The sequence below is a fragment of the Pseudomonas sp. UMAB-40 genome, assembly GCF_900095275.1.
In the GTDB taxonomy this organism is placed as follows: Bacteria; Pseudomonadota; Gammaproteobacteria; order Pseudomonadales; family Pseudomonadaceae; genus Aquipseudomonas; species Aquipseudomonas mandelii_B.
Map to the genome: position 1 here is coordinate 25225 of NZ_LT607578.1, position 25408 is coordinate 50632.

22 protein-coding genes are annotated in these 25408 nt (G+C 60.7%); 8 read left to right on the forward strand and 14 right to left on the reverse strand.

Annotated elements, in window-relative coordinates; all coding sequences use genetic code 11:
* Positions 1 to 408: 408 nt before the first annotated feature.
* Positions 409 to 768, forward strand: a complete 360-nt coding sequence (locus K0F88_RS29355; protein ID WP_094471723.1) for a DUF6124 family protein — start codon at positions 409 to 411, stop codon at positions 766 to 768.
* A 107-nt stretch (positions 769 to 875) separates the two neighbouring features.
* On the opposite strand, the gene K0F88_RS29360 is transcribed toward K0F88_RS29355, so the two are convergent.
* The 4 genes from K0F88_RS29360 to K0F88_RS29375 form a co-directional block, all read right to left on the reverse strand.
* Entirely contained in the window at positions 876 to 2324 is a 1449-nt protein-coding gene (locus tag K0F88_RS29360) for a curlin (protein ID WP_094471724.1), read from the reverse strand.
* 27 nt (positions 2325 to 2351) lie between these two features.
* Positions 2352 to 2813 carry a curlin gene (locus K0F88_RS29365; protein WP_077750527.1) on the reverse strand — a complete coding sequence of 154 codons (462 nt, stop codon included), beginning with the start codon at positions 2811 to 2813 and terminating at the stop codon, positions 2352 to 2354.
* Between the two features lie 61 nt (positions 2814 to 2874).
* A complete protein-coding gene (locus K0F88_RS29370; protein WP_094471725.1) occupies positions 2875 to 5118 on the reverse strand; it encodes an Ig-like domain-containing protein in 2244 nt (747 codons plus the stop codon).
* 35 nt (positions 5119 to 5153) lie between these two features.
* A complete protein-coding gene (locus K0F88_RS29375) occupies positions 5154 to 6500 on the reverse strand; it encodes a hypothetical protein (RefSeq protein WP_094471726.1) in 1347 nt (448 codons plus the stop codon).
* A 291-nt stretch (positions 6501 to 6791) separates the two neighbouring features.
* Between K0F88_RS29375 and K0F88_RS29380 the strand changes: the two genes are divergently transcribed.
* From K0F88_RS29380 to K0F88_RS29400, 5 genes are all read left to right on the forward strand, one after another.
* Complete coding sequence (locus K0F88_RS29380) at positions 6792 to 8240, forward strand: HAMP domain-containing sensor histidine kinase (protein WP_094471727.1); 1449 nt, start codon at positions 6792 to 6794, stop codon at positions 8238 to 8240.
* Between the two features lie 185 nt (positions 8241 to 8425).
* The gene (locus tag K0F88_RS29385) at positions 8426 to 11233 is read left to right on the forward strand and encodes a multicopper oxidase domain-containing protein (protein ID WP_219097513.1); all 2808 of its coding nucleotides are present in this window, start codon (positions 8426 to 8428) and stop codon (positions 11231 to 11233) included.
* A complete protein-coding gene (locus K0F88_RS29390) occupies positions 11230 to 12261 on the forward strand; it encodes an SCO family protein (RefSeq protein ID WP_219097514.1) in 1032 nt (343 codons plus the stop codon). The genes K0F88_RS29385 and K0F88_RS29390 overlap by 4 nt, the downstream gene beginning before the upstream one ends.
* 102 nt (positions 12262 to 12363) lie before the next feature.
* Complete coding sequence (locus tag K0F88_RS29395; RefSeq protein ID WP_094471729.1) at positions 12364 to 13857, forward strand: sensor histidine kinase; 1494 nt, start codon at positions 12364 to 12366, stop codon at positions 13855 to 13857.
* Positions 13826 to 15253 carry a sigma-54 dependent transcriptional regulator gene (locus tag K0F88_RS29400; protein ID WP_094471730.1) on the forward strand — a complete coding sequence of 476 codons (1428 nt, stop codon included), beginning with the start codon at positions 13826 to 13828 and terminating at the stop codon, positions 15251 to 15253. Before K0F88_RS29395 ends, K0F88_RS29400 begins: the two co-directional genes overlap by 32 nt.
* A gap of 3 nt (positions 15254 to 15256) precedes the next feature.
* Here K0F88_RS29400 and K0F88_RS29405 read toward each other — a convergent pair whose 3' ends face one another.
* Positions 15257 to 15643 (reverse strand): hypothetical protein, encoded by a 387-nt coding sequence (locus K0F88_RS29405; protein WP_094471731.1) that lies wholly within the window; start codon positions 15641 to 15643, stop codon positions 15257 to 15259.
* 178 nt (positions 15644 to 15821) lie between these two features.
* On the opposite strand from K0F88_RS29405, the gene K0F88_RS29410 reads away from it, so the two are divergent.
* A complete protein-coding gene (locus tag K0F88_RS29410) occupies positions 15822 to 16634 on the forward strand; it encodes a bifunctional 2-polyprenyl-6-hydroxyphenol methylase/3-demethylubiquinol 3-O-methyltransferase UbiG (protein WP_094471732.1) in 813 nt (270 codons plus the stop codon).
* Between the two features lie 13 nt (positions 16635 to 16647).
* Here K0F88_RS29410 and K0F88_RS29415 read toward each other — a convergent pair whose 3' ends face one another.
* The 5 genes from K0F88_RS29415 to K0F88_RS29435 form a co-directional block, all read right to left on the reverse strand.
* Positions 16648 to 16956, reverse strand: a complete 309-nt coding sequence (locus K0F88_RS29415; protein WP_010455651.1) for an addiction module antidote protein — start codon at positions 16954 to 16956, stop codon at positions 16648 to 16650.
* Between the two features lie 2 nt (positions 16957 to 16958).
* Positions 16959 to 17252 (reverse strand): type II toxin-antitoxin system RelE/ParE family toxin, encoded by a 294-nt coding sequence (locus tag K0F88_RS29420; RefSeq protein ID WP_010455649.1) that lies wholly within the window; start codon positions 17250 to 17252, stop codon positions 16959 to 16961.
* Between the two features lie 356 nt (positions 17253 to 17608).
* Entirely contained in the window at positions 17609 to 18301 is a 693-nt protein-coding gene (locus K0F88_RS29425; protein ID WP_094471733.1) for a GNAT family N-acetyltransferase, read from the reverse strand.
* 115 nt (positions 18302 to 18416) lie between these two features.
* Complete coding sequence (locus K0F88_RS29430) at positions 18417 to 19208, reverse strand: ChbG/HpnK family deacetylase (protein ID WP_094471734.1); 792 nt, start codon at positions 19206 to 19208, stop codon at positions 18417 to 18419.
* Positions 19180 to 20280, reverse strand: a complete 1101-nt coding sequence (locus K0F88_RS29435) for a GNAT family N-acetyltransferase (protein ID WP_368073922.1) — start codon at positions 20278 to 20280, stop codon at positions 19180 to 19182. The genes K0F88_RS29430 and K0F88_RS29435 overlap by 29 nt, the downstream gene beginning before the upstream one ends.
* Between K0F88_RS29435 and K0F88_RS33075 the strand changes: the two genes are divergently transcribed.
* On the forward strand, positions 20252 to 20338 hold the full coding sequence (locus K0F88_RS33075) for a hypothetical protein (RefSeq protein ID WP_368073923.1): 87 nt from the start codon (positions 20252 to 20254) through the stop codon (positions 20336 to 20338). The two genes, K0F88_RS29435 and K0F88_RS33075, sit on opposite strands and share 29 nt — an antisense overlap.
* Before the next feature lie 63 nt (positions 20339 to 20401).
* On the opposite strand, the gene K0F88_RS29440 is transcribed toward K0F88_RS33075, so the two are convergent.
* The 4 genes from K0F88_RS29440 to K0F88_RS29455 form a co-directional block, all read right to left on the reverse strand.
* On the reverse strand, positions 20402 to 21091 hold the full coding sequence (locus K0F88_RS29440) for an N-acetyltransferase (protein ID WP_094471736.1): 690 nt from the start codon (positions 21089 to 21091) through the stop codon (positions 20402 to 20404).
* Positions 21092 to 21177: 86 nt separating this feature from the next.
* Complete coding sequence (locus K0F88_RS29445) at positions 21178 to 23097, reverse strand: hypothetical protein (protein ID WP_094471737.1); 1920 nt, start codon at positions 23095 to 23097, stop codon at positions 21178 to 21180.
* Positions 23094 to 24398, reverse strand: coding sequence for a lipopolysaccharide biosynthesis protein (locus K0F88_RS29450; protein ID WP_094471738.1), 1305 nt, complete (start codon positions 24396 to 24398; stop codon positions 23094 to 23096). Before K0F88_RS29450 ends, K0F88_RS29445 begins: the two co-directional genes overlap by 4 nt.
* Positions 24395 to 25396, reverse strand: coding sequence for a polysaccharide deacetylase family protein (locus tag K0F88_RS29455; protein WP_094471739.1), 1002 nt, complete (start codon positions 25394 to 25396; stop codon positions 24395 to 24397). The genes K0F88_RS29450 and K0F88_RS29455 overlap by 4 nt, the downstream gene beginning before the upstream one ends.
* Positions 25397 to 25408: the final 12 nt, after the last annotated feature.

Sequence of the window (25408 nt, forward strand, 5' to 3'; positions counted from 1 at the left end):
GACCCAATGCCATCGCGAGCAGGCTGACTCCTACAGGGAATGTGTGCTGATTTGAGGGGTGTGTTTAATTGTGTTTAGCGTTACTTCCTGAAAGCTACAGTTCCTTGCGCCGTTGCCTACGACTGCGCCAGAATCCGCCGGCTTGTGCGCTTTGTGCCTGGTCTTTATCGTTTCCGGGTCGCTGAATTCAGCGGCCAGGTTTAGCGACCTGAACAGGTATAAGCGCAACAAAGCTCCATTTTTATTGCAGGCTGATGTCTGCAGTTTCGATATGGTGGCTGTGCGCGGGAGACCCTCGGGTCTGCCGGGTCTTATACCTCTCGGTTCGCTAACCTGCGTACAGCCGCCACCCTTACTTGTTTAGCGACAGGTACCGGTGGTTCCAACAGGTATAAATGGAGTTTCACCATGTTCAAAGCCACACCCAACCCCCCGCAATCCGACGACGTTTCCCCCTACGATCCCCTCGATCCCAAAAAGCTCAACGAAGCCGCCGACCGTGCGCTGGATCACTATCTCAATCCGCTGAAAAGCGCGATCCCGCCACGCAAGCCCAGCACCATTTACCTCATCGCCCCGGATATCGACACCGAAACCCTGTTGGTCAATGCCTGCGAATCCCTGGCATCGGCAAGTGTGCTGGCGAGTGATTTCGCAAGCCAGTTGCAAGGCCCCCAGCGCAACACCATGCTGGCGCTGCAGCAGGTCATCATGCTGGGCGAACTAGCAGTGAACCGAGCGCTGGATAACGTCGATCCGCAGGGGTAAGCCACACCACTGATCGTTCCCACGCAGAGCGTGGGAAGGATCAGCCGACGCAGGCACAAAAAAACCGCGACCCTCCCCCAAGGGCCGCGGTTTTTTATGCCTTGCGATTATTGCTGCAGCACGGTCGCCCGGTTGTCAGCACCCATCTGTTGAACGGTCGCCGTTTGGGTCATGCCACTCTGGTCGACACTGGCGGTGTTGCCGGTGCCGCCCTGGGTCACGTACGCCACGTTCATGGTGTCAGCCTGTTTGACGGTAATCATGTTGTCGCTGCCATACAGTTGCGTGGTGAACGCCTGGTTGCCCGTGCCGGACTGGTCGAACTCGGTGGTGTTGCCGGTGCCGTTGGTGGTGCCCTGGGCCAGGTTGGTGGTGCCGCGCTGGTCGGAGATCAGGATGTTGTCGCTGCCGTTCTGGTCGAAGTACAGCTCGTTATACGAATCGGCCTGGCTGATGGTGGTTTTGTTGCCGCTGCCGGTCTGGTTGGTGGTCATGATGTGGCCGACGCCATCCTGTTTGAAGCTGGCGATGTTGCCGTTCCCCGCCTGGGTGACGGTCGCACGCTGGTTGCTGCCGAATTGGCCGCCCAGTTGCGGGCCTTTCCAGTTGCTGGCGTAGACCTTGTTTTCAGTACCCACGGAGGTGGCGTTCAGCACATGGCTGTCGCCGCTCTGATAGGTGAAGTGCACGTTGCCGGTGCCTTGCTGGTACAACGCGAGCACCGAGCCGACGGAGTCGAACTGGTCGGCGTAGATGGCGTTGACATCGCCGACTTGCAGGACCTGGGCGTTGTTGTTTTGGCCAAAGCTCTGGTCGACCACGGTTTCGTTGGTTTGCCCGTACTGGTTGACGGTGGCCTCGCTGCCGGTTTGTCCGCCTTGCCAGACTTCCGTGGCGTTGAAGTCGCCAAACTGGTTGATGGTCACGACGCCGCCATTGCCGTCGCGCTGGTCGCCATAGGCATAGTTGCCTTCGCCGGCCTGGTTGATGCCGATCTCGCCGCCCATGTGCGCGATCTGTTCGGCGGTGCCGTAGTTGGCGGTGCCGTACTGGATGATCGTCGCGTTGTTGGCGATGCCCAGTTGAATCTGCTCGATATTGGCCTCGTTGGCGTCACCGAACTGGAAGGTCTGGCCTTTGGTGGCTTCCTGGCTGTCCTGATAGAGGAACGAGAAGTTGCCACTGCCCGCCTGTTGTTGCAGCGCCTGGTTTTCACCCATGCCGATCGACTGGCTGGCATGGGCGGTGTTGAGGCTACCGACCTGTTGCTGGACGATGGTGCTGCCGTTCTCGAACAGTTGCTCACCGTAACTGGCATTGAAGTCGCCGACCTGATCCTGGGTGATGGTGCCGGTGGCGGTGTCTTGCACCGCCATGGCATCGTTACCCTGACCCAGTTGCTGTTGGGCTGCGGTACTGAACGGGGCCGCGGTCTGTTTCACTTCGGCAATGTTGGCGGTGCCGACCTGGGCCTGGGTGGAAACGCTGTCGTCGGCCATCGCCTGGGCACTGACAATGACCAGTATGGCGGCGGTGAGGGGCGTCAGTTTGAACATGATGAAACCTCCAAGTGGTGCAGTGCTTTAGCGATATTGTTTAACCGAAACGCTCATGCCATTTCCCGACTGGGTCACGGCGCTTGAAAGCCCCGTACCGGCCTGGTCGATGCTGGCGTCGTTGTTATTGCCGTTCTGGGAAATCTGCGCGCGGTTGTGGCTACCGTTTTGTGTGATTGAGGCGGCGTTGCCGGAACCTTGCTGGGTGATCAATGCCATGAGGTCGCTGCCTTGTTGCAGGATCCAGGCTTCCTGGTTGCTGCCCGACTGGACGATGGTGCCAAGCAACGACTGGCCGTTCTGTTGCACCAGCGCCACGTTGGCCTGACCGTTCTGGTCGATCAGCGCGTGCTGGCCCACCGGTGGAGGCAACTCGCCGAGGTCGGCGGACGGTGCCAGGTCGTCGTTCTCCATCAAATCGTCGGCGCGCGCGCCTGCACTGCTGCAAAGCAGAAGCAGGCAGAGCAGGGCGGCGGTCGGCGTTTTCATGGCGTTGTCCTGTAGGAAGAGGCCGGCCCCACCCACCGACATCGGCGGGTGGGGCGAGGGCTCAGTTGGAGATGACCGTCACGGTACGCACGGTGCCTTGGGACGAGCGGATGGTCGCCGTCGGATTAGCTGACGGGATCACCGTGGTGCTGTTGTTCACCGTCAACCTCCAGCGGCCAGTCACTGGCACCGTGGTGGTGCCCAGCGTTACCAGCCCGGTCGGGGTGGTGACCTGCACGGTGATGGTGTTGCCGGTAATCACCGATGAGGTGCCCGCAAAGTCCCAGGTGAAGCGGTTATTGGAGCGGGCCGACACCGTTGCCGTGGTCACTGTGAACGTTTCCGCAGCAGGCCGTGGCGAGACTTGCACCGTGACCGTCGCCGGCGTCGACAGGGCGCCGAAGCTGTCCCGGGCGATGTAGGTGAAGGTGGTGGTGAAGGCCGTGGTGACCGTGGCCGGTGGGGTGTAGGTGACGACGGTGCCGTCAGTGGTGACGGTGCCGCGACCGGCTGGCGGTGGGGTCACGCTGGCGACGGCGAGCGGCACGTTGCCTTCCGGATCGGTGTCGTTGGCCAGCACGCTGATCGGAATTGCCACACCCAGGGTCGCGATGCTGTCGGCGACGGCCACCGGAGGCTGGTTAGGCGCCACGGTGATGGTCACGGTCGCCGGAGCGGTCGAGGCCAGGCCTTTGACGTCTTGAGCCTTGTAGGTGAAGGTCGCGGTCAGCGGTGCATTGACCACGGCCGGCGGGGTGTAGACCACCGAAGTCGTGCCGCTCAATGCCACGGTGCCTTGCCCGGCAGCCGGTGGGGTCAGTGCGGTGATGCTCAGCGGCGTGTTGCCGTCGGGGTCACTGTCGTTGGCCAGCAGGTTGAGGGTCAGCGGCACACCGAAGCTGGTGCTGCCGGTGTCGGCGACCGAGAGCGGCGCCTGGTTTTCGCCGGTGTCCGGTGCCGTACCGACGACCACGACTGGCTCGGTATCACTACCACCAGCGGCGGATTTGACCGTGACAGTGGCCGGTGGCTGGGTCAGGTCGGCAACGGTCAGTTTTTGCAGGGTGCCGGATTTCGACAGACGTCCGTAACCTTGCGCAACCATGTCAGGCACCGCCACTTCATCCGTGGAGGTGGCCTCGATCAGCAGGCTGTGATTGCTCCAGTTGTAGCGAGCGGTCTGGATTTTCACCAGGTCGGTGAGCTTGCTCGACACCGCTGTAGGTCGGGTGGTGCCGGTAGGGTTGGTGGCAGTGATCACCACGACCGGAGGTACGGGGCCGGTGATCAGGTGATTGCCGAAGAACAAGCCATTGTTGTCACCGACCATAGTGGTTTGGCAGGGCGTAGGCGGTGGGCCGGGTACCAGGGCGAGGGTTTCGCGCAAGCACAGGGTCGAGCTGTTGTCCGCTTTGCCGAAGACTTCGACCCGGGTGCTGCTGCCGGTACCCGAAGAAGTGCGGCGGTAAGTGGCACGGCCGAGCTCCACATGGGTTTGTGCACGGTTGTCGAGAACTTTGCCGGACACGGTGAAGAGGCTGGTTTCGATGGTCCCCGCCGGCCCCTGGATACGCACGAAGTTGGTGTTGTTGGGACTGCCGGTGACCGGCTCGGTGAGGTTCGGGTCACCGACAAAGGTTTCTACGGCCCCGGTGTCCGGGTTCACTTCGGTGTAAGGGCCGTTGACGCTGCGCAGGAACGGTCCGATGGCACCGTTGAGTGCCCCTGTGAAATTCCCCGGCACACCGACGCCGATGTCGCGTGTGATGTTGATTGCGCGACGACCGGGAGTCGTGACATTGACCGTTTCCACGCCATAAGGGTGAGTGATGGTGTAGGTCCCGGCGACGGGTACGTTGATCCGCATGCGAATCCGCGCAAAGCTGATTTGATCGCCATCGAGCGGATTGCCGCCGGCAAATGCTGCTTCTATCCCGGCGACATAGGCGTCCATACCATAGCCAGCGGCGTTGTTGGGAATGGTGGTCTCGGCGAGGAACCAGAAGGATTCATCTGGCCAGTTATCCGGGAACACCATCGGCAGGGTGTCGTCGAAAACGCCCGGTGCCGGCAGCAGGGTACACATGTAGGCCGGTGGCGTGGCAGCCGGCACCCGCGAGCTGGCAGCCCGGGACTGACACAGTTCCATCGAGAGTAAATTGTTGTCCTGATACCACATCGGGAATTTCCCGGTGGCGAAGGTATATGGGCCGAGGTCGACAGCCGCGAGTTGCGCGAATGCGCTGCCGGACAGCGATAGAGTCAGTCCCAGGGCGTTGAGCGCCAGGCGTGGCCAATTGTTCATGATGCCTCCTGATGAGGATCTGGGCATGTGAGCGTTCATGGCAGGATGACCACTTCTTCGGTATCGGTGCCGCCATTGGATGACGTCACTCGAACCTTGGCGGGTGGAATCGGCGAGATACCGGTGGCCAGTGATTTCACTGCGCCGTCGCCACTGAGGGCGCCGATGGCGACTCCTGTGCCGGACGTGGCGGTCAGCACCGGTGGCGAGGTCTCATCGCTGGTGGAGGCCACGACGGTTATTTGCCCGGTGCTCAGGCTGTACTCGGCACGCTGAATGACGACCAGGTCGGACAGCGACATCGACAGGGTGGTCGGTGTGCTGCTGGGGATAGCCACGTGGTTGTCGGCCGTCACTTGCAGGGTGCTCGGTAACGTCGGGTTGTTCGAGGACTGCGCATACCAGTTGCCGGTGGTGTCAGCCTCGGTCAGGTGCAGCGCCGGGTTGTTGCTGTCCAGGGTCACGGTGGCCGGTGGTGGCGGGGCCATGACGAACACGTCTTGCTGGGCTACCGGGGCGCTTTCACCGGCCTTGCGCGAGTAGGTGCTGCGCTGGGTAATCATCGGAGTCGGACGGACCACCGTCGATAACTTGCCGGAGATGGCCATCACCGTTGTGCGCAAGTCCAGTCCGTTGGGCCCTTCAATGCGGATGAAATTGGTGTTGAAAGGGCTGCCGGTGAAGGCTTCCGAAAGGTTCGGGTCGCCGACGAATTGCTCTGCCGCACCGGTCACCGGATTGGTTTCGGTGTAGGGGCCGTTGACGCTGCGCAGGAACGGCCCGACATCACCCTTGAGGGCGCCGTCATAGGTTTTCGGCACGCCGATACCGATGTCCCGGGTCATGTTGATCGCCCGCCGCCCGGGGGTATCGATGTTGAACACATCGACGCCGTAGGGGTGGGTGATCACATAGGTGCCGGCAGTGGGCACGTCCACACGAATGCGGATGCGCGCAAAGCTGATTTGATCACCTTCGAGCGGGTCGCCACCGCCGAAGGCCGCTTCGACGGCACTGACATAGGTCAGGTCGATGCCTCGGGCTGCATCGACAATGGCGCCGTCGCCGGTGAACCAGAACGCTTCATCGGGGAAGTTGGTCGGGAAGACTACAGGTTGTGCATCGTCGAAGATCCCGGGGGCTGGCAACAAATTACACATGTAGGTCGGCGCGCCTGGAGCGCTCGGGACTCGCGAACTGACCGCCTTGGACAGGCACAGATCGAGGGTTCGACCATGAGTGTCCTGATACCACGCGGCAAACGAGCCGTTGGCGGGAACATAGGGGCCGGGGTCGACGGCAAACAGCGCTGCCTGGGCAACACCTTGGGCTAGAGCGCTGACGACCAGGGCGGCCGCCGTTTTGGACAGTAAAGGGTGCATGAGTATTCCCTCTATCAGAGTACCTGCCCCGTAGGGATGGGTCAGTTGAGAGGGTTTTGGCAACTTCCATACCAATCTTTCAAAACACCCGGCAGAGGCCCGCAGTGAAGGCTTGGAGCGCGCAAACGGTTTCACGGGGCCGAGGGCGTAAGCGGGCGACTGTCCCCAGCATTGGGGGTAGATGGGGGCAGTGGGGCAGGGGGGGAATCGGTGGGGGGGACAAAACCCGAAGTCGGGCAAAGACCGGACAGTGGGCTATAACCCTATAGGGAGTTTCCGGGAACAACGTCCATGACCAGTCAGACCACAACCCTCCAGAAAGAAGAGGGCGATATCCGCCTGAGCTCACGCAAACAGCCGTTCAATCTGCTGCGCTGGTTCTCGCTCATCAGCATGGCAGTGATCGGCACGGTGGCCGTGGCGCTGGGTGCGGTGTCGACGCGTTTCGTGATTACCGAAAGCGTGCAGCGCGATGCGTTGCTTACGTCCCAGTTCATTCAGGCGATTGCCTCGGCCGAGGTGCGCCATGTCTCGATCCCCAACGTGCGGACCATGGGCGAGCTGCTGGATCCGCGCAAGGACAGGGACTTTCCCGAGGTTGACCCCATGGCCCGCGCCAGTGCCCGCGGCGAATTCCTCGACCATATCGAGCACCTGCCCGACGTGATCCTGGCCAATATTTATGCCCCTGACCGCATGGTGATCTGGTCCACCAACCCGGCGCTGATGGGCACCACAATCCATTCCGACGACGACCTGGACCAGGCCTTCTCCTCTAAGACGCCGGTTTCAGCCAGCTATCACAACGTGGACAAGGGGCGCATGGAGCAGAAGTTCATCACGCCACCGGACTACATCTTCATCGAGAACTACATTCCGCTTTTCGATGCTGACGGCGATACCGTCACGGCGATGGTCGAGATCTACAAGGAACCCAAGGACCTGATCGACCGCATGGAGCGCGGGCTGGTGCTGATCTGGCTGGCCACGGCCCTGGGCGGCGGCCTGATTTATCTGGGGCTGTACTGGATCGTGCGCCGGGCAGCGATCCTGCTGGCGACCCAACAAAAACAATTGATCACCAACGAAACCTTCGTGGCGCTCGGGGAGATGTCCTCGGCGGTTGCCCACAGCCTGCGCAACCCCTTGGCGACCATCCGTTCCAGCGCCGAACTGGCCCTGGAGTTCGACACTGGCCCGGCCCACAAGAACATCAATGACATCATCGGTCAGGTGGATCGCATGTCGAAGTGGGTCAGGGAATTGCTGCAGTCGTTACGCCCGCTCAACGATGAGGCCGAACCGGTGAACCTGGTGGCGGCCTTGCATGACAGCCTCATGGCCTTCGAGCATCAGATTGCCAAGGTCGGGGTGAAGGTGGTGTTCGAGCCGCAGGAGACGCCGATGGTGTTGAGCCAGCAGGTGCAGCTCACGCAGATCCTCAACAGTTTGCTGGCCAATGCCGTGGAAGCGATGGACAGGGGCGGCACGCTGACCATCACTCTGGAGCCGACCGATACGCGGGGGATTTGCGTCGTCGTGAGCGACACCGGCAAGGGCATGAACGAAGAACAGCGCAGCATGGCCTTCCGGCCTTTCTTTACCACCAAGCAAGGCGGACTGGGTGTCGGGCTGGTGCTGGTGAAACGGATCATGGAACGTTTTGGCGGCGCGGTGACCCTGGGCAGCCGTGAAGGCGAGGGCACGAGTGTCCGTCTGTCGTTCAAGCGGATCCCCTGAAACTGGGTGTGAACTTTCCCCGCTAGCGGGTGTCAGGACCCAGTCGTTTTCCCCGGTCGTGGCACATTGATGTTGATAAGCCATTGTTTTGTTGAGTGTTAATGCTTTTGTATAAAACTGTTACAAATCTGGCGAGGTCTTTGCAAATCCACCACTACCCCTTCACGATTTCGAGGCGGCTGGTGATGGACAGAAAAGCGCGGTTCCCCTTCAAATGGTTCGGCCTGATAACGCCTCTAAGCGTCCTCCTGACAATGGCTCTGGGCACAGCGACGCTGCGTGCCAGCCCCATCGATGACGAACGAGAGCCTGAGCCGAACGATCCTTCCAGATATTACGACGAACCCGCTGACGAAGCGGCGGCATTGAACGCCATCCTGACCATGCCCGAGGCCAACGAAGATTCCTTTGATTTGCCTGATGGCGTCAAAGGCAGCCGAGACACGACGCGCAAGGAAAACATCCTGCCGCCGGCCGTGCAGACCAGTTTCAATTACCCCACCAATGGCAAGCCGAGCCCTTTGTTTGGTGCTCAGCCGTTCACTCAGCAGCTGGTGCTGTTCGAAGAGTTCGGCCCGGAAAAACTCGACCCCACCACACCGGCGGCGCCGCTGGGTTTTCCCCCGGCGGCCATTGGGCCGTTGCCTCAACAAGATCCCACCAGCGCAGCCCGCAGTGCACCGCCGAGTGCGGCGCTGGATGCCTTCTTGCGTCAACCGGGACTGACGCCGTTCCCCAGCCAGTTCTCGAACGTGGTGGACCGCAACCCGTGGCAGGCGCAGATCGAGTATTTTCTCAACCGCCATATCGGTTCTTCTGCTGAAGGTCGGCCGCCAGGAAAAGGCTGGTCGCATCAGCGCTGGAACGAGTTCTACCCGCAAACGGCCTACAAAACCGTGCAAACCGGGGCGAGGGTCAACAGCGGTTGGCGTGACAGCCATCAGATGCATGGTTATGCGCTGGGTGAGTTCGGCCCCGGTGGCCTCTATCACAACGTTGCCGGTGTGCCGGCCACGGACGGCACCGCCAAAGGCGTCGATGCGCGTTTCCACCCAAACATGCCGGTGCAGAACCACAATTCGGTCTGGACCTTCGACGGCACCTTGCCGCCCAAGTTGCTGATGGTGCGTTACGGTCAACCGGTGCTGATGCGCCATTACAACGGCTTGCCAATCGACCCGTCGGCCAACATGGGCTTCGGCCTGCACACCATCAGCACCCACGAACACAACGGTCACGCACCGGCGGAAAGCGACGGCTATGCCAACGCCTTTTTCTTCCCGGGGCAGTATTACGACTATCGCTGGCCGATCCAGTTGGCCGGTTACGACAGCATCAACACCGACGCCCATGACCCGCGCGCGGCGTTCCCGTGCTCGCCGGGCGAAACCCTGTGGACCAACGATTTAAGCCCCAGCCGCAAGACCTGCGACCACGGCACGATCAAGATCCGCGGCGACTGGCGCGAAACCATGAGCACCCACTGGTTCCACGACCACATGCTCGATTTCACCGCGCAGAACGTCTACAAGGGCAACGCGGCGATGATGAATTACTACAGCGCCCTGGACCGCGGCAACGAGTCAGTGAACGACGGCGTCAACCTGCGTTTCCCCAGCGGCAGCGCCTTGCCGTGGGGCAACCGCGACTACGACGTCAACCTGGTGTTCGCCGACAAGGCGTGGGATCAGGCTGGTCAGCTGTGGTTCAACCCGTTCAACACCGACGGCTTCCTCGGTGACCAGGTGCTGGTCAACTGGCAGTGGAAACCGACCCTGGACGTGCGCGCCCGCAGCTATCGATTCCGCATGCTCAACGGTTCGGTGTCGCGTTACTACAAGCTGGCGCTCGTGCGTGAAATCAAGGGCACCAGTGGCGAGTTTCAGGGGCCGAAAAACTCCGGTGTGTCCTATGCCCGAGTGCCGTTCCACATGATTGCCAATGACGGCAACATCATGGAGCACAGCGTGCCATTCGACGGCACGATGGACCTCGACGCCGACGGTGACAAACAGAACCACAATGCAATCCTGCCAACCCAGGGCATTGCCGAGCGCTTCGACATCATCGTCAACTTCGCCAAAAACGGCATCAAGCCAGGCGACAAGATTTTCTTCGTCAACCTGCTCGCCCATGACGATGGCAAAGGTCCGAAAGAACCTGTCTCGCTGAGCGATGTGCTGTCGGAGAAATACCTGGCGGTGATCAAGCAAAGCAGCAAAGGACCGCAGTGGGACAAGGGTGACCCGGCGGTAGGCAAGGTGTTGCAACTGAACGTCAAGGCCTACACCGGTCAGGACCTGGCCATGGACCCAGCGGCGTACGAACCGGCCAAACCGGGTAAAGCCGAAGGCCTGGTGATGATCCCGCTGAAAATCCATCGCGACAATGCCGCCGACAAGGTCCTGCTGTCCCAGGCGCGCCACCGCACCTTCACCTTTGGCCGTTCCGACGGCACCGATGAAGCACCGTGGACGGTCAAGACCGATGGCGGATTCGGCTTCCACATGGACCCGCGTCGTTTGAACACGGCAACCCAGTTGAAAACCGGTCCCACCGATGCCGGCGTCAGCGGTTTCGGCACCCTGGAAGTGTGGAACATCAAGGCAGGCGGCAAGGGCTGGAGCCACCCGGTGCACGTGCACTTCGAAGAGGGGATCATACTCAGCCGCGGCGGCAAGGCGCCACCGGAATGGGAAAAATGGGCACGCAAGGACGTGTACCGCATCGGTTCGGAAAACGATGGCCTGGACAGCGTCGAGATGGCGATCAACTTTCGCGAATTCGCCGGGACGTACATGGAGCACTGTCACAACACTCAGCATGAAGATAACTCGATGCTGCTGCGCTGGGACATTGAGAAACCCGGGCAATTCCAGTTGATGCCGACACCGTTGCCGAGCTGGGATGGCGTGCGCTACGTCAACTCTGCCGCACTGCCAACCTTCCGCAATGGCGATGGCTTCGGCCCACAAGTGGCGGTGAAAAAATGAAGCGCAGGGGAGCCGACACACCACCGCCTACGCCGCGCTCCCGCGCCTTGGGCATGCACCTGATTCTGGTCCTGGTGACCTGTCTCCTGGCCAGTCAGGTGCTGCTCGCCCACGAAGGGGTGTTGTCGCCGACGGAATCGGCGACACCCTGGGGCAGCGATTACTTCCCCAACACCCTGCTGACCGATCAGGACGGTCGGCAGGTGCATTTCTTCGATGACTTGATCAAGGACAAGGTGGTGGTGATCAATTTCATATTTACTTCGTGCAGCGACTCCTGCCCGCTGGAAACCGCACGCTTGCGTCAGGTGCAAAAGTTGTTGGGCGACCGGGTCGGCCAGGACATCTTCTTCTACTCCATCAGCATTGATCCGCTCAGCGACACGCCAGAAGTGCTGAAGGCTTATGCACAACGCTTCAAGGTCGGGCCGGGCTGGAAGTTTCTGACCGGTGAATTCGAAGCGGTCACCGATCTTCGAAAAAAACTCGGCCTGTTCATCGAAGGCGTCGACAACGGACGTAGCAAAGACCACAACCTGAGCCTGATCGTCGGCAACCAAAGCACCGGTCGCTGGATGAAAGCCTCGCCGTTCGAGAACCCGTGGATCCTCGCCGATCAGTTGGCCAACACGTTGCAGAACTGGAAGAAACCCAGTGTTGAAGAAAGTTACGCCGATGCGCCCGAGATCCGTCCGCCGAGCAATGGCGAAGAACTGTTTCGCACCCGATGCGCGTCGTGCCACAGCCTGGGTCCGCTGGACGGGCAGGGCATCGGGCTGCGCAGTATCGGCCCGGATTTGATTGGCGTGACTCGGCAACGCGCCCCGGCCTGGCTCAGCCGCTGGATTCGTGAACCGGACCGCATGCTCGCGGAAAAGGACCCTATCGCGCTGGAGCTGTTTGAACGTTTCGACAAAATCCCGATGCCCAACCTGCGTCTGGATGAGAACGCTGCGCAGTCAATTATGGGATTTTTGCAGGAAGAAACCGATCGTCAGCAACCGCTGCAAGCGGCGCAGTTGCAATAGCGGCGAAATACTATCAGTGAAGCCGTCAACCGCGATCAATGCCACCTACACTGATCCCAGACACGGCTGAAAAGGCTTGATGCACTTAGCCAGGACACTCCCATGCAGACGCTGGAACAACAAAAAGTACCTGCGCCGGACACACCGGCAGCAGAAGGCCTGGGTCGAAGTGGGCAGTTCAATCTGCTGCGCTGGTTTTCGCTGGGCAGCTTTCTCATCATTGCTGCGGTGGCGCTGGGGTTGGGGTATGTGTCTACGCGATTTGTCGTCGATGAGAGCATCGAGCGTGATTCCATGCTGACTGCGCAGTTCATCCAGGCCATCGGCGATGCGGAAATTCGTCATGCCGGCATCACCCGCGAAAGAACCATGGGCGAGATGCTTGACCCGCGCGAGGACAACGCCTATCCCGACGTAGATCCCGGCGCCCGTGCCGCGGCCCGGATAGAGTTTCTCGATCATGTCGAGCACTTGCCGGACACGCTGTTGGCGGTGGTGTACGCATTGGATCGCACGGTGGTCTGGTCGACCAATCCACAGATGATCGGCATGCGCATCGAAGGTGATGATGAACTGGACGAATCTTTTGAAATGAAGGAACTGGTGTCCACCAGCTATCACGAGATCGACGATGAGCGTCCTGAGCAGAAGCTGCTGCGTGAGCCTGAATACCTGTTCGTCGAGAATTACATCCCGATGTTCAATGCCGACAAGAGCAAAGTCATCGCCATGGTCGAGATCTACAAGGAGCCGACGGATCTGGTGGAGCGCATCCAGCGTGGCTTCAAGGCGATCTGGCTGGCGACCCTGCTCGGCGGCCTGGTCATCTACCTTGGGCTGTTCTGGATCGTGCGGCGTGCGTCCAAGTTGCTGCAGAGCCAGCAAAAGCAATTGATCACTAACGAGACCTTTGTGGCCTTGGGGGAAATGTCCTCGGCCGTCGCCCACAGCTTGCGCAATCCGCTGGCGAACATACGCTCCAGCGCCGAACTGGCCCAGGAAATCGCGAGCCAGAGTGCGCAGAAAAACATCGGAGACATCATCAACCAGGTCGATCGCATGTCGCGTTGGGTCCGGGAGTTGCTGGTGTCGTTGCGGCCGATGAACGACGACTCCGAAACGGTGGACCTGGTGCTGGCCATCGACGACACCCTGAGTGCTTTCGACGCGCTGATCCGACGTTCGAACGTGGAGGTGCGCTTCACGCCGCAGACCTGTCCACCGGTCGTCAGCCAACAGGTGCTGCTCACCCAAATTCTTAATAGCCTGTTTGCCAACGCCCTGGAGGCCATGCCCAAGGGCGGCGTGCTCAGCGTCGATATTGAACAGCCCCGGTCGGGACAGGTGCGGATGACCTTGAGTGATACCGGCAAAGGCATGACCAAGCAGCAGCAACAGATGGTCTTCAAGCCGTTTTTCACCACCAAACAGGGAGGGCTGGGCGTTGGCCTGGCCCTCGTCAAACGAATAATGGAGCGTTTCGAAGGCTCGGTCGAACTGACCAGCCAGGAGCAGGAAGGAACCCGCGTCTGTCTCAATTTCAAAGTGGCAACGGGAGGGGAATATGGAGCACAGCATACTGCTGGTCGAGGATGATGAACTCCTGGCCGAGAATATTCAGACCTACCTGGAGCGCAAAGACTTCGAGGTGACGGTCTGCCACTCGGCTGAAGAGGCGTTGGATAAACTGGGTACGTTCACCCCTGATGTGGTGCTGACCGACAACTCGCTGCCGGGCATGAGCGGTCACGACCTGATCCAGAAGCTGCGCATCAGCGCGCCGGATCTGAAAGTGATCATGATGACCGGCTACGGCAATGTCGAAGATGCCGTGGTGGCGATGAAAGAGGGCGCTTTTCATTACGTCACCAAACCGGTGGCCTTGCCGGAGCTCAAGCTGCTGCTGGACAAGGCCCTGGCCACTGATCGAATGGAGCGCACGCTGTCGTTTTATCAGGAGCGCGAGGCGCAGAAGTCAGGAGTACAGGCATTGATCGGCGAATCGGCTCCGATGCAATACTTGAAAAACACCATTGCCCAATTGCTCGACGCCGAGCGGCGCATGGCCAACACCGACCTGCCGCCCGTGCTGGTGGAAGGCGAAACCGGTACCGGCAAGGAACTGGTGGCTCGGGCGCTGCACTTCGACGGCCCGCGCGCCAAGGGCCCGTTCATTGAATTCAACTGCGCGTCGATCCCTTCCAATCTGGTGGAGTCGGAACTGTTCGGCCACGAGAAGGGCGCCTTCACCGACGCCAAGGACCGTCGTGTCGGCCTGGTAGAAGCGGCTGATGGCGGCACGCTGTTCCTCGATGAAGTCGGTGAAATGGACCTGCTGCTGCAAGCCAAACTGCTGAAGCTGCTGGAAGACCGGACCATCCGCCGTGTCGGCTCGGTCAAGGAACGCAAGGTTGATTTGCGGGTGATCAGCGCAACCAACTGCAACCTCGAACAAATGGTGCAACAGGGCAAGTTCCGCCGAGACCTGTTCTTCCGTTTGCGCATTATTTCGATCAAGGTACCGCGCCTGTATGCCCGCGGCGAAGACATCTTGCTGCTGGCCCGGCACTTCCTGGCGATCCACGGTAAACGCTATGGCAAGCCGAACCTGCATTTCAGCGATCAGGCTGAAGAGTTGCTGCTCAGCTACAGTTGGCCGGGCAACGTGCGCGAATTACGTAACATGCTCGAGCAAACCGTGTTGCTGGCGCAGAGCGATACGATTGCCGCCCATCAGCTCAACGTCTGCCTGAGCCTGGTGGATGATCCGATCGTGCTGCAAGAGCCCCAGCACCACGAACCGCGCCCGACCTACAACGGCACCGAGTCGATGAACCTGCCGGAAGTCGAGCGCGACATGGTGCGCAAAATGCTCGACAAGACCGACTGGAACGTCACCAAATCCGCACGGTTGCTGGGCCTGAGCCGCGACATGCTGCGTTACCGGATCGAAAAGCTCGGCCTCGCACGCCCGGACAAACGCCAGTGGTGAGGTTTACTGCAACGTCGCCCCCTGACGGATAAGGCATTCGAGCACGCAGGTGGGGTCGAGGACTTCCTGGTTGACGTAGACGCCACGTACCGGATCGTAGGAGCGGATGAATACCCGGACTGAGGCATCCGCGATGGTTGGTAATACAGAGTCGCGGAACTCATGCTGGCTGGCGATCGGGATGAAATCCTGAGGCGCTGTCGGGATGTATGACCCAGGCGGTACGGTGCTCAGGGAGGGCGGCACCGGGTGGGCGAAGGGCTGGTCGGCCCCGTAATAATTGAAGTTGCTGCTGTAATCGGTGGTGGGTGTCAGCGTGTCGTCCGCATGGGCGCCGGTGATGGCGGTCAGGCTGAGGGTGATCAACAGCGTCAGATCAGATTTTTTCATGGCAACACCTGCGAAATCGGTTTTCCCGCACTTCCCCAAGGCCATTAACTATAGCTGCCCTGCGGGCACGCGTTCGCGATGCCTGGATTACAACATTCCAACAAATGCCCAATGGGTTTTTCAGAACGTTGATCTAGACTCGTGCCGGTCAACAAAGACCCGAATCCTGGAGTGCGCAATGGAAATGCCGACCAAAGAAAATGCCATCGCCAGCAACCGCGATGCCTGGAACGACTCCGCCCGACACCACAAGGATGCGCCCGATTGGCAGGCCCTGGTGAAGGCGGTCAGTCATCGCGATTTTAGCTGCTTCGATGACACACTTCGCGGTGTGCTGGAGCAGGTCGGCGTCGAGGGCAAGGACGTGGTGCAACTGGGCTGCAACAACGGACGGGAAAGTATTTCGCTGTTTGCGCTGGGGGCTCGCAGCGTGGTGGGCGTCGACCAGTCCGAGGCGTTTCTCGATCAGGCGCGGGAACTGGCGTCCCGCTCGCCGCATGAGCCCCAGTTCATCGAGGCCGACATTCATCACCTGCCGGCTGAACTGCATGAGCGCTTCGACGTGGCGCTGATTACCATCGGCGTCTTGAACTGGATGCCCGACATCGGCGAATTCTTCCACCATGTCGCGCAGACCCTCAAGCCCGGCGGTGCGTTGGTGGTGTACGAAACCCACCCCTTCCTGGAAATGGTCGACCCTGAGGCCGCCGATCCCTATCGTCTGGACAGCTCATACTTTCGCAGCAAGCCGTTCGTGCAGGACCAGCCGATCGTCTACGAAGGCAAAGTCGACCAGCAAACCGCGTCGTCCTACTGGTTCGTCCACACCCTGGGCGCCATCTTCACCGGCGCCATCGAGGCGGGGCTGCAGATCAGCCACTTCAAGGAGTACCCGCATTCCAACCGCGAGGAACTCTATGACCGGTATGAGCGGCAGACCGCGCAGTTGCCGTTGTGTTTTACGTGGGTGGGGGTGAAGCGAGCAGCCTAGCCAGAAGAATCTCTCAAAGCACCGAGTGATTGATCGAATGACCTGGCTGCGCACAGAGATCGATGCCGAGGGCATGGATGACCTTCAAAACCGTATCAAAGCGTGGTTTTGCACCGGGCGCGAAGGCTTTGTACAGGCTTTCGCGACCCATACCCGAGTCCTTGGCAATCTGTGTCATTCCGCGCGCTTTCACCACGTATCCGATAGCACGAAGAAATTCCTCGTTATCGCCCTCTGCGAGCACTTGTGAGAGGTACTCGCTAATGGCTTCGTCACTGTCCAGCAGTGCCGCCATATCGAAAGTAGTCAAAGTCTGGCTCATGTTTAAACCTCCTTTGCCAATTTTTTAGCCCGCCTGATATCGGCGGTTTGCGAAGATTTATCACCACCGGCCAAAAGCACAATGACGACACTGTTTCGCAAAGTGAAGTAGACCCGATAGCCGGCGCCGACGTCCACGCGCATTTCGGAAACGCCGTCTCCCACCGGCTTGATATCACCCAGGTTACCTGCAGAGGCACGATCAATGCGACGAGCGATAGCAATCTTCGCCCGCAAGTCACGAACTGAGGCATGCCATGCCACGAAGATCATAGTTTGTTGAACAATATAATTCATTGCTCAAATGTATCTACTTGGATACGAATGAGCAGTCAGGCGCTTCCTTCGCCAGGGATGGCTTTTCCCATAGATGTGTGGGACGTATCACGCTCTCGCCAGCGAAATCACCCGGCCCTCCTGTAGTTGATCGTCGTCGAACACAAAATCTGCGTGCGCTGAAAATCCACTGTGGGAGCGAGCCTGCTCGCGATAGCTCTCGGTCAGTCACATCAATACTGAATGTGCCGCCGCCATCGCGAGCAGGCTCACTCCTGCATTGGATCGTCGTCGAACACAAAATCTGCGTGCGCTGAGGATCTACTGTGGGAGCGAGCCTGCTCGCGATGGCCGCAACTCGGTCTGTCTATCGGATATCAGGCGCTAGCCGCCCCCGTCACCACTGGCCGTCCCGGTTTGCGCAGTGGATCAAGTCGGGAGCCGGTGTAGCGGGTTTCGCGGTAGAAGCGCCAGCGGCCGAACAGGCCGTAGACGTGGGTGACGCGACCCTGTTCATGGTAGCCCATGCGGATGTGCAGCTTCAGAGCCGGGATGTTGTGGGTTTCGCAGACGTCCACCACCTTGTGGCAGCCTTGGGCGCGCATCGCGTCCCACAGGGCGATCTGGACGTCCACCGACAGGCTGGTGCCGAAATAGGCGCGGGTCATTTCACCGCCGAACTCGAAAAACTCACCGGGTTTGACCGGGAACCAGCAGCCGTAATAGTGGCGGTCGTGGTAATCGCGCGTGCTGCCCCAGATAAACCCGATCGCGTGGCCGTCTTCGTCCAGGTACATGTGCCCGGTGTGACCTTCGGCCGCGAGTTCGGCCATGGTCTCGACGCGGTCACCAAAATTCTTGGTAAAAGCGATGGCATTTTGCGGTGTGATGGTCTCCATGCGCACGCCCGAATAGGGGCGCAGTTTGTGCGGCGGTACCGGGCTGATCAGGTCGCGCTCCATCCATAAAAGCTCCCAGTGGAAGAACACGTAGCGTTTCCACAGCGTGTTGAACGTGCGGCTCAAGCCCTTTTGTTTTATGCGTTCGCGAAGCTTTTCGATGATGCTCATGACGCTCTCCTTAGCCAAGGCCAGGGTGTGGTTGGAAACGCTTTTGATGGGTATAGATCAAGCTTGAAAGTTCATGTCAAAGCGCCAGCTTTGAATGTGTTGCAACGTATGTAACTCATTCGAGCGCGGCTTCACCGGTCATCAAATGGCTGTTTGCAGCGCCATAGGACACTCGCGGAACACCGTGAAGGCGCCGCTCTAGCACGAGGGTTAGCGACTCGTCTGCCTGCAAATAGGCATCGCCGAAATCCGCGCCCAGCTGCGTCGGATGAGCCACGATTTCCAGCAGGCCGTCGGTCGGCATTTCTTCATTGCGCAGGTCCACCGGCGTGCACACATAATCGGCGGTCACACCCGCCAGGCTCTGCAAACGATTATTCAGCAAGGTCTTGAACACGCGCTTGGGCAAGCTCAGGTTTTGCCCCAGATTGCGCGCAAGACGCACGGCCACTCCTTGGCTGGCGGCGAAGCGGGCGACGATCTCACCGATGGGCCAGATGTTGTGAACGTGCTGATGGGAATCGATGTGGCTGGGCCGTACACCGTTGTCCACGCAGCGTTGCCATTGGGCGGTGAGCTCCTCCAGCACCGCGTCGCGGTCCCTGCGGCTAAGCCAGAGGCGATGGCGGGACAGGTTGAGATCGAAAACCCCGTTGCTGTCACAGAAGTTCCTTCGACCCAGAATCGACTGACTCAACGGACGCCCATACGTGAGGTTGAAATGCAGGCCGATCCGGTCCTTGAGCAACGGATGCTGGGCCATGACGCATGCCGCTTCAAAGGCCGGCATATTGGCCATAGCCGTGGCGGAGCTGATCACCCCCGCCTGGAAGGCACCGAGGATCACCGCGTTTTCGCACGGGCTGAGACCGAAATCGTCAGCGTTGACTATGACTTGGCGCGGCATGGTCGCTCTCCCTGTTTGTGTCGCTTGGCTTCGCTGCTTTGACCACTGCGGCAACGGGCGCCGGTGCAGTGGCAGCGGTCGCTGCTGCCCGTTTGGCTTGCCATTTCTGCAGTATGGGTTTGAGTCGCTGCCAAAGTCTCAGGGCCAGGCCCAACGCCAGGCCGCTGGGGCGCCAGGAATAGAAACTCCAGCGCCAATGCTCCAGTTGCCCGGTCATGCGTTCGTGCAGTTGATGGCTGGAGTTTTCCAGGCTCACCCGCGAGGCATCGATCCAGCGCCAGTGCTCGTCCAGCCCCCAGCGAATCCACTCGTCGAGCAGCACCCGACCGCTGCCCAGATCGGCGTATTGCGGCAGGAACGCCAGGTTGTAATCGTACAGCCGGCCTTGCTCGAGCAACCCGAGGCGATAGCTGATGCAGCGTCCGTCCAGTTCCAGCACCACGACCCGCACCAACCCCTGTTCGGCGAGGGTGGTGAAGGCTCGGTCCATCCATTGTCGGTGGCGTTCGTCGGCGAAAATCCCGACGCCTTCATCGCCTTTCCAGCTGACCGCTTCGACTTCACTGATGGCCTGCAACAACGGGCCCATGGTCGACGCATCGGGGGTGATCCGCCGAACGACAGCGCCACAGGCCGCGATGCGTTTGCGTGCGCGGCGCAGTTTATAGCGCGGGTCACCCGAGACTTCCTGGTGGTCCGCGTCGCTGATTACGTGCACTGGCACCCGACAGCTGAGGCGCCGTTCACCAGTCGAACTGTGCGCCATCCACTCGGTCAGCGCGCTTTCTTCGCCGACCGGCTCCGACAACTCGTTGAGTTGCAGCAGGGCATGGGGAAGCTGTCGACGGATCTCGATCAGTGCCTTGCGGATGTTCTCCGAGTCCGTTTTCGCAAGAAACGCGAGGCGGTCGGCAAGGGGATAGCCAAGGTGATGCAGCACGCGAAACGGCAGCCTGGAAAAACGTTCGACGGAGGCCACCAACGGCAAACACAAAACCAGCTCATGACCCTGCCAGCCAAGCAACACATGCAAGCGTTGCCCGGTGGTCAGTGCCTGTTCGGACGCGCGCATCCAGGCCAGGGTGTTGAACGGCGTGTGGTCCGTCACTCGCAGACGTAACGCTTCATAAGCCGTTTCCGGGAAATCAGCGGCGCACATCGAAGTGCGCCATTCGAATCGTGCTGCCATAGGGTCAGGTCACCGCTGCTGTAGCAGGTTCACGTGCCGGTTTGCGCAAGGCATCCAGGCGTGAGCCGCTGTAATGGGTTTCGCGGTAGAAGCGCCAGCGGCCAAACAGCTCGTAGACGTTCATGATCCGCCCTTGTTCCTTGTAGCCGGTGCGTATGTGCAACTTGAGAGCAGGGACATTGTGGAACTCACAGACATCCACCACTGTGTGGCAACCCTGGGCCGCCATGGCTTTCCACAATTCCGTTTGCAGGTCCATCGACAGCGCAGTGCCCCAGTACGCGCGGGTCAGCTCGCCGCCGAATTCGAAGAACTCGCCTTCTTTCACCGGGAACCAGCAGCCGTAATAGTGCTTGTCGTGATAGTTGCGTGCCGCGCCCCAGATGAAGGCCACGGCGTCGCCTTGATCGTTCAGGTGCATCTGCCCGGTGTAACCTTCGCGGGCCAGTTCGGCCATGGTGTCCACGCGGTCACCGAAGTAACGGGTGAACGCCACGGCGTTCTCCGGGGTGATGGTCACTACCTGCAGCGGCGGGTAGGGCCTGAGTTTGTGCGGTGGCACCGGGCTGACCAGATCGCGCTCCATCCACAACAGTTCCTGATGGGAAAACACGTAGTGCTTCCAGATTTTACTGAGGGTGGCGCGCAGGCCTTTTTGCCTGATGTGTTGGCTGAGTTTCTGTAAAACGCTCATTTTATTGACTCCTGACGGTCTCGGCCGTGAGTGGAGTGATGCGAGGCGCGGCGAATGGCCGGGGTCGCAAAGCAATAGTTGGCAATTCATGAGGCGCTCCAGCTGAGATTGAACAGGGTCCGTCCTGGCAGCTCGAAGCTGACGCGACCGTCCTGGCAATTGAAGGGTGCGTCGCGGGCGCGGTTGTCGGCACCGAAATAGCGTAATGAACCGTTGGCCAGCGGACACGGGGCACCGGTCAGGGCCACACGCTGCAAGCGCGTGGCTTTGTTGACGCCCAGAAGGCTGCGCTTCTGGTCCTCGGCCATGGCCAGCACGTCAACCTCGAAGGCGTCGTTCTCGAGGAGCAACACGTTGTGCAGCCAGTGCTCGCGGATGAACTGCTGGGCCAGGCCCACCGGCTTGAGTTCGAAGCGATCGTCGCCGAGGACGCGCAACATGCCTTTGGGGTAGTTCGGTTCGTCAGCGGCCTGGAACCAGCCCAGCATTTCCAGCAAGCCATCCTGGGACGAATTGATGACAACCGACGCCCACCACATCGATGCGAAGTGGGTTTCCTGATCATAAGGACTGAGGCTGGAGCCGCTGGACATGTTGGTCTGGTCCAGCAGCAAGGCTTTGCGCGGCCGACCCTGGGCGTCGAGGCCCACCAGATCGGCGGCGCGGCGCACGCTGTCACGGTAGACCCGTGTTGCCAGCAGGTCGCGAATCATCCATTCGTGCCAGGCCAGGGCATCGATGTTGTCGCCGGATTCGGCCAGCAAGCGCTTGGCCCAATCGATGCCGCGCTTGTCGGCGGCGTTGTCGGCAAACGGGCCGTTGACCAGCCGCGAACTGGCGGGCATGGCGATGCGCACGCCAGCCTTGGCGTTGGCGGGATTGCTGCGCACTTGCCGGGCCATGCTGTTGAAGATGCTTTGGTAGTTGGCATAGTCCGGGTAGTTGAGGTTCGGCTCGTCGGCAAAACCGATGTAGTGCGTGCCTTTGCCGCCCAGGGCCCGGGTCGCTGCGAGCCAGGCGTCGAGCCCGGCGTTGCTCTGGGTGTCGGCGCGCAGGTCAGCCTGGCGCTGGCTCCCGGCCAACAAGGTGATGTCCTGGGTGATGCCGAAGCGGTCCTGGTACAGCCGACGGAAAGCGTCTTCGTAGTGCGGATTCTTCGCTGTGATGTCGACGAAGCTGTAATAGGTTCCGGCTTGTGGCTTGAGTGCATCGAGCACTGCGTAACTCGATTCCGGCACCTTGACGTAGGGCAGGGCGATGCCCAGGTTCGGGGTCGGTCCCAGCATTTTATTGTGCAGTGTCAGCCGGACCTGGCCATCATCCTCGCGCAGGGGCTTGAGCTGCTGCGGATTTTGGGCGAAGAGGTTGGCGGTGCCGTCGAGCCAGAACGCCACTTTGCCACTGCCTTGCAGGCGCAGGCGCCAGACCTGTGCTTCTGGTGCGACGGGCAACTCGACCTTGTCGAACTGCCAATAGCCCCGATACGGTTTCAGCGCCAGCGCGACTTGTTTGCCGTCGCCCACACGCTGCGCTTGCAGGGCACTGACACCGCCGTGGAACTTGCCGGCCAACACCGCGTGTTCACCCGGCGCCACCTTGAAGTACAGCTCATCGCCATTGTGGGTTTCGGCGCTGAAATGCACCTTGGCCGGGGCGAACAACGCCACCGTACGTTCGTCGTGTTCAACCCGGTAGCGACGGAAGCTGTAGCCTGGAATTTCCAGTTGATAGTTCGAGGCACTAGGGGCCAACGACCAGCTCTGGCTGCCGCGCGATTCACTGGCGGCGATCAGGCGCTCGCCCTGGAGTTTGCCCTGGCCGTCGAGCAGGTACAGGCGTTCTTCGTTGGCATCCGCCTGCCACGCCGGCGCCCAGCGAACGGTCAGGGTGTCGGGGCGATCCGGTTGCAGGTACAGGCTGCCGTCGCGAATATCGGCCCAACGCATGGGCGCCGCCTGGGCGCTCAGCGCGAGGCCCAGGCTCAACAGCAGGACCAGGCGTTTCATGCCGACTTCCGTTGCAGCATGTGCAGCATCGGCGCTACATCGCTGGGCAGGATGATCAGGGTTTGCCAGACCGGCACACCGCTCAACCGGCAGTACATCACCAACAACGCCAGGGTCACCGCGACGTAGGCGATGGACGATGCCGCCGCCGCGCCGACGATCCCGTAAGCCGGGATCAACACCAGGTTAAGCGCCAGGTTCAGCAAGGCGCCCAGCCCCATCAACAGCGAAATCGTGCCGGGACGGTTTTTGCCCAGCAGGTCCAGGCGCAGGATGCTCGCGTAGCACAGACCGAGCAGGCCCGGCAGCAGCGCCAGCAAGGCAGGATACGCCGGCTGATAGGCCGCGCCGAACAGCGTCACGATCAGCCATTCGCCTATCACTGCCATGGTCACGCAGGCGCCAAGCATTACTGTGGCGGTCAGGCGCAAGGCCAGCGGCGTCACTTTGTCGATGCCTTCTTCCTGTTGCAGCAGGCGTTTCATCAGCGGCGTGGTCACGGCTTCCGGGACAATCAGCAGCAACTCGGCAGCGGCGCTGGCCATGGCGTAATGACCGAGCGCAGTGCTGCCGAGCAGGGCGCCGATGAACAGGTAATCGGAACGCAGAATCACTTGCTGGAACAGCAGGTCGGGATGGCTGCGGGCGCTGTAGCGCAGCAGTTCATTCTGACTGGCGCGGTCCCATTGCAATTTCAGGGGCTGAGCACGTTTGAGCCAGAACCAGCCCGCCAGCACTACCAGGCTGATGCCTGCCAGCCAACTGATCAGCGCCGCTTCCAGCGCCGAGTCTTTCCACATCCAGAACAAGGCGAGAAACAGCAGCAGCGGCGCCAGGGATTCCACCAGGCGCAACGCATTGAATGCCACCACGCCGCCGGAGGCGTTGTGCAAGGTCAGCAGGCCACTTTTCAGTACGGTCAACGGCACCGCCAGCAACAACAGCCAGGCGAGCAGGCCCAGTTGCGTGGTGATGTCGAGTTCACTGCCGAACTCGCGCACCAGGGCGACCACCAGCAAGGTCAAGAGACCCGCCAGCAGGCAACCGAACACCAACACCTGACTCAGCAGCAAACCCATCGGCCGCTGCTTGGCCGCCTGAAAACCCACCGCCGAATTCAGCCCGCCGCTGGTGGCGGCGCTGATCAGGTCGGGCAAGGTGCTGAGCAGGGCAAACAAACCCCGTTCGCTCGGCCCGAGGATCCTTGCGAGCAACACGTTGCGCATCAGCCGCAAACCGATCATCGCCAGTTTGGTGCCCATGCTCAGGGCCAGGTGCTTGAGGTAATGGCTGCGGCTCATGCGCGTGCCCCGCGGTACAGGCGCCAGGACAGCAGCTGCGGATTGCGCGCCACCCGTTGGCTGACGCCGAAGCGGGGCAGGTTCAAGGGATCGTCGGTGCCCCGATAAATCCCGGTGCCGGTGCCCAGGGCGAACGGGTAATCATGATCGGAAACGTGTTCGCGCACCCGCGCATCGTTGTCGCCGTTGGGGTAGCAGTAAACCGGCAGCGGCCGGTTGCAGCCATTGTGCAAGGCGTCGCGGCTGCGGCTGAGTTCTTCATGCAAACGCTGATCGTCGAGACCGGTGAGAATCGAGTGGCTGGCGCCGTGCGGGCCGAACCGCACCAGTCCTGAGGCTTCCAGGGCGCGCACCTGATGCCAGTCCAGCGCCTGGGGCAATGACTCGTCCGGGCACTCGTCGGTCAGGCGATTCAGGTCAGCCGGGCTGAGGGTTTTCAGGCTTTGCAGAAAATGCAGCAAGGCCAGGCTGCGACGCTCCACATCCAGTTCCTCGAAGGGCACCGGCAAGGGCCGACCGACCTCTTTCAGGCAGTCGATCAATTGCTTTCGAGCACGTTCGCCGTGGCTGCCCCAGAGGGTTTCACCGATGCTTTCCCACCAGAACCGCTGACGGCTGCCGATGAAATCGGTGGAGAGAAAAATGCTCGCCGGCACCTGGTATTTTTGCAGCAGCGGGAAGGCATTCAGCGCATTGTCACGCCAGCCGTCGTCGAAGGTCAGGGTGATTTTCGGGCGATCCGACCTCACCTTTCCGGGTTGCAGGATGTCCATCAACGACACGCAGTCGAAGTGTTTTTTCAGCCACACCAGCAAATGTTCGAAGGCCTTAGGCCCGACGCACAGCTCATTGCGGTGCGGCAGGTCGGCGGCGTGGTCGGTGGCCAGCACCCGGTGCAGCATCAGGATCACGCCGGCGCCTTGCAGCTGATTGCGGCCCACCGACGAGTTGAGATAAAGCCAGCCACTGGTGCGTTTTAATAATTGTTTGATCGCCATGGCTCAGTCCTC